At 62.1% G+C, this 12,777-nt stretch carries 12 protein-coding genes; all 12 read left to right on the forward strand.

Features of this window, described 5'->3' with window-relative positions; translation table 11 throughout:
- Positions 1 to 104 precede the first annotated feature (104 nt).
- The 12 genes from tsf to lpxB all read left to right on the forward strand — a co-directional run bounded on the left by tsf (position 105) and on the right by lpxB (position 12,739).
- Positions 105 to 1,028, forward strand: a complete 924-nt coding sequence (tsf, locus tag ACWTU7_RS22925) for a translation elongation factor Ts (RefSeq protein WP_455840447.1) — start codon at positions 105 to 107, stop codon at positions 1,026 to 1,028.
- 298 nt (positions 1,029 to 1,326) lie between these two features.
- The gene (pyrH, locus tag ACWTU7_RS22930) at positions 1,327 to 2,049 is read left to right on the forward strand and encodes a UMP kinase (protein WP_029352773.1); all 723 of its coding nucleotides are present in this window, start codon (positions 1,327 to 1,329) and stop codon (positions 2,047 to 2,049) included.
- 123 nt (positions 2,050 to 2,172) lie between these two features.
- Positions 2,173 to 2,727 (forward strand): ribosome recycling factor, encoded by a 555-nt coding sequence (frr, locus tag ACWTU7_RS22935; RefSeq protein ID WP_036267909.1) that lies wholly within the window; start codon positions 2,173 to 2,175, stop codon positions 2,725 to 2,727.
- Positions 2,728 to 2,759: 32 nt separating this feature from the next.
- Positions 2,760 to 3,491 (forward strand): isoprenyl transferase, encoded by a 732-nt coding sequence (locus tag ACWTU7_RS22940; RefSeq protein WP_029352770.1) that lies wholly within the window; start codon positions 2,760 to 2,762, stop codon positions 3,489 to 3,491.
- On the forward strand, positions 3,488 to 4,318 hold the full coding sequence (locus ACWTU7_RS22945) for a phosphatidate cytidylyltransferase (RefSeq protein ID WP_455840448.1): 831 nt from the start codon (positions 3,488 to 3,490) through the stop codon (positions 4,316 to 4,318). Before ACWTU7_RS22940 ends, ACWTU7_RS22945 begins: the two co-directional genes overlap by 4 nt.
- 116 nt (positions 4,319 to 4,434) lie before the next feature.
- The gene (gene rseP / locus ACWTU7_RS22950; protein ID WP_029352766.1) at positions 4,435 to 5,577 is read left to right on the forward strand and encodes an RIP metalloprotease RseP; all 1,143 of its coding nucleotides are present in this window, start codon (positions 4,435 to 4,437) and stop codon (positions 5,575 to 5,577) included.
- A 217-nt stretch (positions 5,578 to 5,794) separates the two neighbouring features.
- Positions 5,795 to 8,149 (forward strand): outer membrane protein assembly factor BamA, encoded by a 2,355-nt coding sequence (bamA, locus tag ACWTU7_RS22955; protein ID WP_455840449.1) that lies wholly within the window; start codon positions 5,795 to 5,797, stop codon positions 8,147 to 8,149.
- 179 nt (positions 8,150 to 8,328) lie between these two features.
- Entirely contained in the window at positions 8,329 to 9,387 is a 1,059-nt protein-coding gene (gene lpxD / locus ACWTU7_RS22960) for a UDP-3-O-(3-hydroxymyristoyl)glucosamine N-acyltransferase (RefSeq protein ID WP_455840450.1), read from the forward strand.
- 1 nt (position 9,388) lies between these two features.
- Positions 9,389 to 9,847 carry a 3-hydroxyacyl-ACP dehydratase FabZ gene (fabZ, locus tag ACWTU7_RS22965; RefSeq protein WP_095520391.1) on the forward strand — a complete coding sequence of 153 codons (459 nt, stop codon included), beginning with the start codon at positions 9,389 to 9,391 and terminating at the stop codon, positions 9,845 to 9,847.
- Between the two features lie 13 nt (positions 9,848 to 9,860).
- Complete coding sequence (gene lpxA / locus ACWTU7_RS22970; protein WP_455840451.1) at positions 9,861 to 10,694, forward strand: acyl-ACP--UDP-N-acetylglucosamine O-acyltransferase; 834 nt, start codon at positions 9,861 to 9,863, stop codon at positions 10,692 to 10,694.
- Positions 10,681 to 11,583, forward strand: a complete 903-nt coding sequence (locus ACWTU7_RS22975) for an LpxI family protein (RefSeq protein ID WP_455840452.1) — start codon at positions 10,681 to 10,683, stop codon at positions 11,581 to 11,583. The genes lpxA and ACWTU7_RS22975 overlap by 14 nt, the downstream gene beginning before the upstream one ends.
- A complete protein-coding gene (gene lpxB / locus ACWTU7_RS22980) occupies positions 11,573 to 12,739 on the forward strand; it encodes a lipid-A-disaccharide synthase (protein ID WP_455840453.1) in 1,167 nt (388 codons plus the stop codon). Before ACWTU7_RS22975 ends, lpxB begins: the two co-directional genes overlap by 11 nt.
- Positions 12,740 to 12,777: the final 38 nt, after the last annotated feature.

Below are 12,777 nucleotides of genomic sequence, written 5' to 3' on the forward strand. Positions count from 1 at the left end.
CTTCGGCCTTCATCTTTTTCATATTCTGGCGCGCTAGGCGCTGGCGCCAGGCGCATCATCGAGGACCGGTGGTGCGTCGGTGCATTTTAAACAAAGAGGCGACAATGAGTATTTCGGCTGCACAGGTCAAAGAACTCCGCGACTTGACCGGCGCGGGCATGATGGACTGCAAGGCGGCGTTGAACGAGACCAACGGCAACATGGAAGAGGCCGTCGACTGGCTTCGCAAGAAGGGCATTTCCAAGGCCGACAAGAAGGCCGGCCGTACCGCGGCCGAAGGCCTGATCGGCGTGGATTCCGGTATCCGCGAGGCGGCGGTCGTCGAGGTCAATTCTGAGACCGACTTCGTTGCCCGCAACGCCGCCTTCCAGGAGATCGTCGCCAAGGTCGCCAAGGTCGCGCTCGCCTATGGCGGCAAAACCGAGGCCGTCGCAGCCGCCCCCTATCCGGGTTCCGACAAGTCGGTTGCCGACACCATCAAGGACGCTGTCGGCACAATCGGTGAGAATCTTGGCTTCCGCCGTTCGGCCAAGCTCACGGTCGAGCACGGCGCTGTCGCGACCTACGTCCACAATGCGGTTGCCGACGGCCTTGGCAAGCTCGGCGTGCTGGTCGCCATCGAGACGACAGGCAACGCGCAGGCCGCCAACGCCTTTGCCCGTCAGGTCGCCATGCATGTCGCCGCCACCAACCCGATGGCGCTGACGACGGAGCAGCTCGATCCGGCCGCGGTTGAGCGCGAGAAGGCGATCTTCGCCGACCAGGCGCGCCAGTCCGGCAAGCCGGAGGCGATCATCGAGAAGATGGTCGAGGGCCGTCTGCGCAAGTTCTACGAAGAGGTCGTGCTGCTCAAGCAGGCTTTCGTGCTCAATCCCGACATCACCGTCGAGAAGGCGCTGCAGGATGCCGAGAAGGACATCGGCGCACCGGCCAAGATCACTGCTTATCTGCGCTTCGCGCTCGGCGAGGGCATCGAGAAGGAAGAGACCGATTTTGCGGCGGAAGTCGCGGCGGCGGTCAAGAAGTAAACCGCACCCCATCTTTCTGAAATGACTTTATGGCCGGGTGTCCGCGAGGATGCCCGGCCGATTTCTTGCGCGGTGCGGCCGGCGACAGGCCGGTTGGCTATCTGCCGGATTTGCTCATGCCCGGATCTGCTCATGCAAGGTGCATTTGCCGGCGTAAGCTAAAGGCTGGAAGAGAGTTTTCCGGTTCGGGCGCCGCGTGACATCGCGGCGCCCTTCGTGTATCGGAACCCAATGTTTCGGGGCAGCGCCTGCGCGGCGGCAGCCCGCGGCGCGTCACACGCATGATAATGAGGACCAGATGACGGTGAAGCCCCTCTACCGACGTGTCTTGCTGAAAGCATCTGGCGAAGCGTTGATGGGCGAGCAGCATTTCGGCATCGACGTGTCGGTAGTCGATCGCATCGCCGCCGACATCGCCGAGGCCCGCGCCCTGGGCATCGAGGTCGGCATCGTCATCGGCGGCGGCAACATCTTTCGCGGCGTGGCGGTTGCGTCCAAGGGAGGTGACCGGGTCACAGGCGACCACATGGGCATGCTCGCCACCGTCATCAACTCGCTGGCGCTGCGCACTTCGCTGAACAAGATCGGCGTCGACGCGGTGGTGCTGTCGGCAATCGCCATGCCTGAGCTTTGCGAGAGCTTTTCGCAGCGTCAAGCGACCGCCTACATGAACCAGGGCAAGGTCGTCATTTTCGCCGGCGGCACCGGCAATCCTTTCTTCACCACCGATTCGGCCGCGGCGCTGCGCGCGGCAGAAATCGGCGCCGATGCGCTGTTCAAGGGTACCCAGGTCGACGGCGTTTATTCGGCAGATCCCAAGAAGGACCCGAATGCGACCCGCTTCGAGCGCATCAGCCATGGCGAAGTCATAAGACGCGGTCTTTCGATCATGGATACGGCCGCGATTGCACTTGCGCGCGAAAACAACATCCCGATAATCGTCTATTCGATCCACGAGAAGGGTGGTTTCGGTGATATTCTGAGGGGCGGCGGCCGTTGCACGGTCGTCACGGACGACTGATCGGGAGCCCGATCCCGAACCGAAGGTTTCCCGTAGGCGAAAAGCGGGAACCGGTTTTCGGATTGAGGCTTGAATACGGGATTACCCTGAAGTGAACCCGGCTAACGGGTCGAGGAGACGATGATGAGTGGCGAATACGATGATCTCAAACGGCGCATGGACGGGGCGATCGCTGCGTTCAAGCACGATCTGGCTTCGCTGCGGACCGGCCGCGCTTCGAGCAACCTGCTCGACGCGATCCAGGTGCAGGCCTACGGCACCACCATGCCGATCAACCAAGTGGCAAACGTGTCGGTGCCGGAGCCGCGCATGATTTCGGTTTCGGTCTGGGATAAGTCGATGGTCGGCGCGGTCGATCGCGCCATCCGTGAATCCAATCTCGGCTTCAATCCGATCGTCGATGGCACCAATCTCAGAATTCCGCTGCCCGAGCTCAACGAACAGCGCCGCAAGGAACTGGTCAAGATCTCGCACGGTTATGCAGAGAATGCCCGTATAGCCGTGCGCCACGTGCGCCGGGACGGCATGGAGTTTCTCAAAAAGGCGGAAAAGGACGGCGATATAAGCGAAGACGATCATCGCAAGCGGTCCGACCAGGTTCAGAAACTCACCGACGAGACGATCAGCACCATCGACCATCTGCTTTCCGATAAGGAAGCTGAAATCATGCAGGTTTAGGGTCTGGCCACTGCTGGCTCGAAAGCGAGAACATGACAAGCCCCGCGCATGTCGCGATCATCATGGACGGAAACGGACGCTGGGCCAAGGCGCGTGGCTTGCCACGGCTTGCTGGGCATCGTGCCGGCGTCGAGGCGCTGCGCAACACGGTGCGCGCCGCTCCTGGCCTTGGCATCTCGTTCCTGACCGTCTACGCCTTCTCGTCGGAAAACTGGTCGCGGCCGAAGTCCGAAGTCAGCGACCTGATGGGCCTGTTGAAAATCTTCATTCGCCGCGATCTCGCCGAACTGCACCAAAACGGCGTGCGGGTCAGGATCATCGGCGACAGGGCAGGGCTGCAGCCTGACATCAGGACCCTGCTTGAAGAGGCCGAAACCCTGACCGTCCACAACGACGCGCTGACCCTGGTCATCGCTTTCAACTATGGCGGACGCGACGAGATCGTGCGCACAGCGCGCAAGCTTGCCTCGGCGGTGGCGCGCGGCGAGCTCGACAGCGAGGCGATCACGGCCGAATCCTTTGCCGGCTCTCTCGATACCCAGGGTATTCCGGATCCGGAACTGGTCATCCGTACCAGCGGCGAGCTCAGGCTGTCGAATTTCCTTCTGTGGCAAGCGGCCTATAGCGAGCTTGTCTTCCTGCCTTGCTACTGGCCCGATTTCAGCCGCGAGCATTTGGCCGACGCATTGCGTGACTTTGCCAGTCGCGAGCGCCGTTTCGGCGGTCTGGGCGCTCAAGACGTCGCCGTGACGGCCAAGGGATGAGCAACCTCCAGCTTCGGGTTATTTCTGCCGTCGTGCTTGCGGTCGTCACACTCAGCCTGACCTGGCTGGGCGGACTGCCCTTCCGGTTGCTTTGCGCGGCCATGACGATTCTGATCTTCTACGAATGGTCACGAATGTGCCGCCCGGTTGCCGCCACGGGTCTTGGTTTTCTGCCGGAAGCGCTGCTTCTGGTTTTCGTCGGCGGTTTGGTCGCCGGCTTGCCTGCGTCATGGCTTCTGCTTCTTGTGGCAGTGATGGTCGTTGTCACCGTGGTCGTGGGTTCGATGCGCCAGACTTCGATGCGCCAGGCGGGACAGTGGGACGCGTCCGGCCTTGCCTATGCCGCCATTTTCGGACTGTCACTTGCTCTTTTGCGTGATGGCGATCATCCCGGCCTCGTCGCCATTCTCTTCCTGTTCGCGGTGGTTTGGGCGACCGACATATCAGCCTTTTTCGTCGGCCGCGCTGTCGGCGGTCCGAAGCTGGCGCCGTCGATCTCACCAGGCAAGACTCAGAGCGGGGCACTCGGCGGCGCCGTCGGCGGCGTGGTTGCCGGGCTGCTTCTGGCGGCCGCGGCCGGAGCCGGCAATCTCGCAGTGCTCAGCGTCGTCGCGCTTGTGCTTTCGCTCGTCTCCCAGGCCGGCGACCTTTTCGAATCATGGGTGAAGCGCCGCCACAACCGCAAGGATTCGGGCACGCTGATACCGGGCCATGGCGGCGTCATGGACCGGGTCGACGGGCTTGTCGCGGCGGCTTTCGCCCTGTACGTCATCGGCTGGATTTCGGCGACCGCCGACCATCCGGCACAGGGGCTGTTTCCAGCTTGACCAGCATTGATTCCCGGCCTGGTTTCTTGACCTGCGCCCGGATGCGCCATGGATTCGCCTGGATTGATGCCACAGTCGCGGTACGACCGTGCTGCGGACGAATTTGAGGACTTAAGTTGAACGAGATTCTTCACGCGGTTTTCAGCACGGAAGGCTTTGTCCTCGGCACGCTGGTGCCGTTCCTGTTCGTGCTGACCGTAGTCGTGTTCGTCCACGAGATGGGCCATTATCTCGTCGGCCGCTGGTGCGGCATCGGCGTGAAAGTCTTTTCGATCGGCTTCGGCCCGGAACTCTTCGGCTTCAATGACAGCCATGGCACGCGCTGGAAACTCTGCGCCATACCACTCGGCGGCTACGTCAAATTCGTCGGCGACATGAACGCCACATCGAGCCAGCCCAGCTCGGAGGAGATCGAAACGCTGACCGATGCCGAGCGCAAGATCGCGTTTCACACGCAGCCGGTCTGGAAGCGCGCCGCGACTGTGGTGGCCGGTCCGCTGTTCAATTTCCTGCTGACGATCGCCGTCTTCGCGGTGCTGTTTACCGCCTATGGCCGCCCTGTGATGGAGCCGATGGTGGCTGAAGTCACCGCCGACAGTCCGGCGGCGCAGGCCGGGATCCTGCCCGGGGACCGATTCGTCAGCGTCGACGGCAGCAAGGTCCAGACCTTCGCCGACGTCCAGCGCCGGGTCTCGGGCCGCGGCGGCGACGCCATCACCTTCGTCATGCTGCGCGACGGCAAGGAGATCACCGTTACGGCGACGCCGCGGTTAATGGAACAGGAAGACGCGCTGGGCAACAAGGTCAAGGTGGCCGTGATCGGCGTCGTCAACAACCAGGAATTCGGCCAACCGCGCCTGATCACCTACAGCCCGGCTGGCGCACTGGCTGCCGCGGTCGAGGAAACCGGCCACATCATCCAGGGTACCGGCCAGTTCCTGCAGCGTTTCGTCGTCGGTCGCGAAGACAAATGCCAGCTGGGCGGTCCAATCAAGATCGCAAAGATGTCGGGGCAGGCGGCAAAACTGGGCTTCGACTGGCTTGTGCAACTTGTTGCGCTGTTGTCGGTCGGGATCGGTATTCTCAACCTTTTGCCGATTCCCCCCCTCGACGGCGGCCATCTCCTGTTCTACGGCGTGGAGGCCGTCATTCGGCGACCGGTGTCGGAACGGATGATGGAAATGGGTTACAGGGCCGGCCTGCTTCTCGTCTTGGGCTTCATGGGGTTCGTTTTCTGGAACGACCTGTTTGGATGCTGAAATCATGAAGAAATTTGGCTTCGGCACAGCCAATGTTGAGACGCCGTTTACCATGCATGGGGATATGCGTGACGCGAAAGCCACGCAACAGGGTTAAGTAATTACAAATTAACCAGGAGCCTTGCGTGTAGGGAAAATCCGGTTAATACGGTAGGGGAAATTACCGCACGTCCGGTTTTCTCGCCGTGGGGACTTCGAGAAAAGGTACAAAAGCCCGATGAAGGCAGCATCCAAGTTTCTGAGCGCCGCGTCCGCGGTGGCCCTGTCCGCCGCCCTGGTCGTACCAGGTGCGCTCGCAGTGCAGTTCGTTGCCACATCGGCGGCCGAGGCCGCTGTTGTTTCAAGAGTTGAAGTCAGCGGCAATCAGCGTGTCGACGCCGACACGATCCGCAACTACGTCACGATCAAGCCCGGCAAGCCATTTTCCAGTTCCGATATCGACGATGCGGTCAAGGCGCTGTTCGGCACCGGGCTGTTCTCGGACGTCCAGATCAACCAGGTCGGTTCGTCGCTGGTCATCAAGGTTTCCGAATATCAGGTCGTGAACCAGGTCCTGTTCCAGGGCAACAAGAAGCTCAAGGACAACGCCCTTGCGGCCGCGGTCCAGTTGAAGCCGCGTGGAACATTCTCGCAGCAGGCGCTCGATGCCGATGTCGAGGCGGTCAAGGCTGCCTACAGGCGTATCGGCCGCGACGACGCCGCCGTGACCACCCAGATCATGGACCTCGGCGACAACCGCGTGAACGTGGTCTTCAACATCAACGAAGGCGGCCGCACGCAGATCGCCGCGATCAATTTCGTCGGCAACAGTGCCTATTCGAGCCGTCGCCTGTCCGACGTCATCTCCACCAAGCGCTCGTCCATCCTTTCGTTCGTGCTGCGCGACGACGTCTATGACGAAGATAAGCTGCGCGCCGACGAGGAGCTGCTGCGCCGTTTTTATTACAATCACGGCTATGCTGACTTCCAGGTGATTTCCGCGGTCGGCGAACTCGACGAAACCACCAACAAGTACACGGTGACCATCACCGTGCAGGAGGGCGACCGCTACACCTTCGGCGACGTCAGCGTCGAGAGCACGATTCCCGAGGTCGACGCTGCATCGCTGCAGTCGTCGGTCGAAACCCACAAGGGCGACGTCTACAACGCTGAGAACGTCGAAGACACCATCATTGCGTTGACCGAGAGGGTCGCCGGTTCCGGCTATCCCTTCGCCCAGGTGACGCCGCGCGGCGACCGCAATTTCGAGAACCACACCATTTCAGTGGTCTATACGATCGACCAGGGCACCAAGGCCTATGTCGAGCGCATCGAGATTCGCGGCAACGACCGGACACGCGACTATGTCATTCGCCGCGAATTCGACGTGAGCGAGGGCGATGCCTTCAACCAGGTTCTCATCCAGCGCGCGAAGAAGCGGCTGGAAGCGCTCAATTATTTTGAAAAAGTCGAAGTTTCCACCGTTCCCGGCTCTGAGCCAGACCAGGTGGTGCTCGTGGTCGACGTGGTCGAAAAATCGACCGGCGAGTTCTCGATTGGCGCCGGCTATTCGACAGGCGGCGACACGTCAGGCCCGTCCGTCGAGGGATCGATCACCGAGCGCAACTTCCTCGGACGCGGCCAGTTCATCAAACTATCGGCGGGCGGCGGCAGGAATTCGCGCGACTACAGCTTCTCCTTCACCGAGCCCTATTTCCTCGGGCGGCGCATTGCCGCCGGTTTCGATGTCTTCAATCGGACCAGGGAGTACAACGACTATAAGAGCGAGACGCTAGGCGCGACAGTGCGCTTCGGCCTGCCGATCACTGACAACATCTCGACGCAGCTGGCGTACAATATCGCGCAGGAAAAGTACAAGCTCGACGATGACTGCGATCCACTGGCTGGCTGCGACATCTCTACGGCTATCTTAAACGGGATTGCGGAAAGCCCGTGGCTCAAGTCGTCGGTTAGTCTCGGCCTGGTCTACAACACCATCGACGACATGAAGAACCCACATGAAGGCATCTTCGCCAACGTCACCACGGAATTCGCCGGCCTCGGCGGCGACGCCAAATTCGTCAAGGTGACCGCGCGTGGCAGCGTTTACCAGACATTGTCTGAGCAGCTTGATCTGGTTGGTTTGATTTCGGGCGGAGCCGGCCATATCCAGGGCTACGGCAACGACGACCTGCGCATCTTCGATCATTTCCAGAGCAGCGACCGCATGATCCGTGGCTTCGCCTATGGCGGCATTGGCCCGGTCGACAATGAAGACGCCGACGACCATCTCGGTGGCACCACCTATTTCAATGCCTCTGCGGAAGCCCAGTTCCCAATGCCGGTCATTCCGGAAAGCTTCGGCCTGCGCGGCGCGGTGTTCGCCGATGCGGCGACGCTCTATGGCAGCAAGATCGATCCTACACTGGTCGATCAGTCGACGGTCGACATGCAGTGGCGCGCATCTGTCGGCGTCGGTCTTATGTGGGCGTCGCCCTTTGGCCCGATCCGCATCGACTATGCGATTCCGGTCCTCAAGGAGGACACCGACGACGTGCAGGAATTCAACTTCGGTATATCGACCCGCTTCTGATCGGCGGGCAACGATGCTTCCGGGCGTTGGCGTCCGGAAGAGAGTGATCCGACACTACAGCGCCGCGCGTCCTCTTGGACGCGCAAAGGACGCTGTAGAACTTTGATTTTGCGCATGATCCTTTCCGAAAATCGATTCCGATTTTCGGGGTCATGCGCTAGCTGGATATAGCTTCTGGAATGACCGATCCGGTGTTCTTCGCGCCATCACGCCGGTATACGGCTGGCGAAGTCGCGAATCTGACCGGCTCGGTGCTTGTTGATTCCGACCTCTCCGATATATCGATCGAAGCCTTGGCGCCGGCAAGCGAAGGCGGCGAGCACGCCCTTGTCTTCGTCGATGGCAGGCGCAACTTCGCGCTGATGCAATCGCTGCGGGCAGCGGCGGTTCTCTGTCCCGCCGAATTTGCCGGCAAAGCGCCGGCGGGCATCGCGGTTTTGGTCCATCCACGCCCGCAACAGGCTTTCGCGATGGTCGGACGCCTTCTTTTTCCGGCGGCTGCGACACCGGCGCCGATGACCGGCGAAACCGGTATCTCGCCGCATGCCCATGTCGATTCATCGGCGCATGTCGAGGCCGGCGCGATCGTCGAGGCCGGCGCGATCATCGGCCCCCGCGCATCTATCGGCAGCGGAACCGTCATCGCTCCTCATGCCGTCATCGGTCCCTCCTGCCAGTTCGGCCGCGACGGCTATGTCGGTCCAGGCGCCAGCATCCAGTACGCGCTTATCGGCAACCGCGTCATCATTCATGGCGGCGCCCGCATCGGCCAGGACGGTTTTGGCTTCGTGGCCGGCGCCAAGGGCCCGGAGCGCGTCCCGCAAATCGGCCGGGTCGTTATCCAGGACGACGTCGAGATCGGCTCGAACACCACGGTCGATCGTGGCGCCATGTCCGACACGATCATCGGTCAAGGCACCAAGATCGACAATCTGGTGCAGATCGCTCATAACGTCCGTATCGGCCGCAACTGCATAATCGCCGGCCTTTCGGGTATTTCCGGTTCCGTAACGGTGGGCGACAACGTCACCATGGGTGGCGGTGTCGGCCTTGCAGATCACCTGACCATAGGGACAGGAGCCAAGCTTGCTGCAAGAAGCGGGTTCATGAGCAACGTCCCTGCGGGCGAGATTTGGGGTGGGTACCCAGCGCAGCCCATGGCGGAAGCCATGCGGGAGATCGCGGCTCTGCGAAGACTGGCCAGGGCGCGCAAATCAGGCGACGGAGGGAAGAACTGAGATGGTGGCGGCGACGACGCTCGAGGCGGTCGACATATTGGGGCTGATGAAGCTCCTGCCGCATCGCTATCCGTTCCTGATGATCGACCGCATCATCGACATCGATGGCGACGAGTCCGCTATAGGCATCAAGAACGTGACCATAAACGAGCCGCATTTCCAGGGTCATTTCCCGGATCAGCCGGTCATGCCCGGCGTGCTGATCGTCGAGGCAATGGCGCAGACGGCCGGCGCCATCTGCATCCGCAGCCTTGGCACCGAAAAACCGTCGCTGGTCTATTTCCTGACCATCGACAATGCCAAATTCCGTAAACCGGTCGTTCCCGGCGACCAGTTGAAGATCCATGTGAAGAAAATCAAGAAACGCGGCAACCTTCTCAAATTCGCCTGCGAGGCTCTGGTCGACGGCGTCAAGGCCGCGGAAGCCGAGATCTCCGCGATGATGGTTACGAGCGACTGACGATCGAATGCTTATGAAAATCCAGACAGTCATCCATCCATCGTCGGTCATCGAGGCCGGCGCAAAAATCGGCGAAGGCGTCCGCATCGGGCCGTTCTGCCACATCAGCGCCGACGCGATGATCGGCGACCGCGTCGAACTGGTCAGCCACGTCTCGGTGATGGGCGCGACCATCATCGGTGCGTCGACCAAAGTGTATCCGATGGCGACACTGGGCGCGCCGCCGCAGAACACCAAGCACAAAGGCGGCCGCACCACGCTGGTCATCGGCGAGAACTGCACGATCCGCGAAGGCGTGACCATGCACCTCGGCACCGATTCCAGCCGCGGCGAGACGACGATTGGCGACAACGGCAACTTCCTTGCCTACGCCCACATCGCCCATGACTGCTTCGTCGGCAAGAATGCCACCTTCGCCAATCAGGCGACGCTGGGCGGCCATTGCGAGATCGGCGACAACGTCTATATCGGTGGCCTCACCGCCGTTCATCAGTTTGTCCGCGTCGGCGACAACGCCTTTCTCGGCGGTTGCTCGGCAATCGTCGGGGATGTCATTCCCTACGCCATCGCCGTCGGCAATCGCGCCAGCCTTCGCGGACTCAACATCATCGGCCTGAAGCGCGCGGGCCTGCCGCGCTCCGAGATCCATACGCTGCGCAAGGCCTACAGGACGATCTTCGATCGCTCCCGAACCGTCGGCGAGAACCTCGAGTCCGCCAAGGCGGAATTCGCCTCGTCACCGACCGCCATGAAAATCATCGATTTCATCGCCAGTCGCGGCAAGCGGCACTATGCCGTCCCGTCGCTCAAGGCTGGCGACGGCGACGATGCAGATGACGAAGAGTGAGGCCACCCGGACGGGCCTTGATCTCGCGCCAGACGCCAAGGTCGGCATCATTGCCGGCGGCGGCAGTCTGCCGGTCGAAGTCGCCAGGGCGCTTGGTGGGCAAGGTAAGTCTCCCTTCGTGGTAATCGTGGCGGGCGAGGTCGACCGCATATCCGATTTCGACGCCTACGAGCAGGCAACGTTGAGGCTGGAGGATGTCGGCTCACTGCTGCCGACGCTCAAAAATCATCATGTTACCCATTTGGTGACAGCGGGCCATATCACACGCCGTCCCCGGCTGAGCGCCATGCGCCTCAATCTCGGCCTGCTCGCCTGGGTGCCCAGCCTTCTTGTCGGTGTAACCCAAGGCGACGACACCGTGCTGAAACTGTTCGTGCGGAGGATCGAGCGCAGCGGCATCAACGTTGTCGGCGCCCATGAGATCGTGCCGGAATTGGTCGCTGCCGAAGGCGCGCTGACCAAGGCTATGCCGCGGAAATCCGATTGGCGCGACATCGAAGCGGCGCATACGGCGGCAAAGGCCATCGGCGCGCTGGATATCGGCCAGGCGGCTGTTGCGATCGGCGGCCGCGCCATCGCGCTGGAGGGCGTCGAGGGCACTGACGGATTGCTCGATCGAACAAGGCAGTTGCGCGACCATGGCAGGCTGGCCGGCAGAACGCGCGGCGTCCTGGTCAAATGCGCCAAGCCCGGCCAGGAGTTGCGCGCCGACCTGCCCTCCATCGGCCCGCAGACGGTCGAGGCGGCGCATGCCGCCGGACTTGCCGGCATTGCCATCGAAGCCGGCCGCTCGCTGGTTCTGGAAGGCCCTACCGTCGTTGCCCGCGCCAATGCGCTCGGCCTATTCGTGATCGGCCTGCCTGCTGCGGAGCCGATGCATGGCGACTAAGAAACCGCTGAAGATCGCCATCGTCGCCGGCGAGGAATCCGGCGAACTGCTTGGCGCCGACATCGTAGCGTCGCTCAAGCGCGCGACTGGCCGCGAGGTCCGGCTCGTCGGCATCGGCGGCCGGCATTTGCAGGCGCTCGGCCTCACGCCGCTCTTCGACGGCGGCGAGATCGCGCTGATGGGCCTGAGCGCCATCCTGCGCGACCTGCCGCGCCTGATGCGACGGATCAGCCAGACGGCCGACGCGGTCGCCGGTGAAAAGCCCGACTGCCTCATCACCATCGACAGCCCGGATTTTTCGCTGCGCGTGGCGAAGAAGGTGCGTGCCGCCGATCCGGCAATCCCGATCATCCACTATGTCTGCCCGAGCGTCTGGGCGTGGCGGCCGGGCAGGGCGGAAGCGATGAAACCGTATGTCGATCATATCCTCTGCATCCTGCCTTTCGAGGTGAAGGAGCTCGCCCGCCTCGGCGGTCCGCCCGGCACTTATGTCGGCCATCGCCTTATGCACGATCCGGGCGTGCTCGGCGCTGCCAAGGCGCAAAGCCTGCCGCGCGACCTGTCCGAGGATCGTGTGAAGACACTGCTTGTGCTGCCCGGCTCGCGTCGCGGTGAGGTGCGACGGCTGGTTGGCCCGTTCGGCAAGACGATCTCGATCCTACGCGCACGCGGACACCGCTTGCGCCTGCTGTTGCCGACGGTGCCGCATGTCGCCGACCTAGTCAGGGCTTCGGTGGCAAGCTGGGACGAGAAGCCGGAGATCATCCTTGATACCGAACGCAAATGGCAGGCCTTCGGCAAGGCCGATGCAGCGCTGATCGCATCGGGAACGGTGTCGCTGGAACTGGCGCTGTCGGGCGTGCCGATGATCTCCTGCTACCGGCTCGATCCGGTCATGCGGATTGCCCAGCGCCTGATCACCGTATGGAGCGCCGCCTTGCCCAATCTCATCGCCGATCGCCCGATCGTGCCGGAAAGCTACAACGAATATGTGCGGCCGCACTATCTGGCGCGGCAGTTGGAGGCGCTTTTTTCCGACACCCCCTATCGCGCATGGCAGAAGGAGGGTTTTGCCGAGGTGGCCAGACGCATGGCCGTTGATGAACCTTCCGGCGATATCGCCGCGGGGGTCGTGATGAAATACATCAAAGGGTGAGTAGTGAGTAGTGAAGATAGCAGAGCACAGCTCGGCGT

This window comes from Mesorhizobium sp. BHscii (assembly GCF_053848065.1).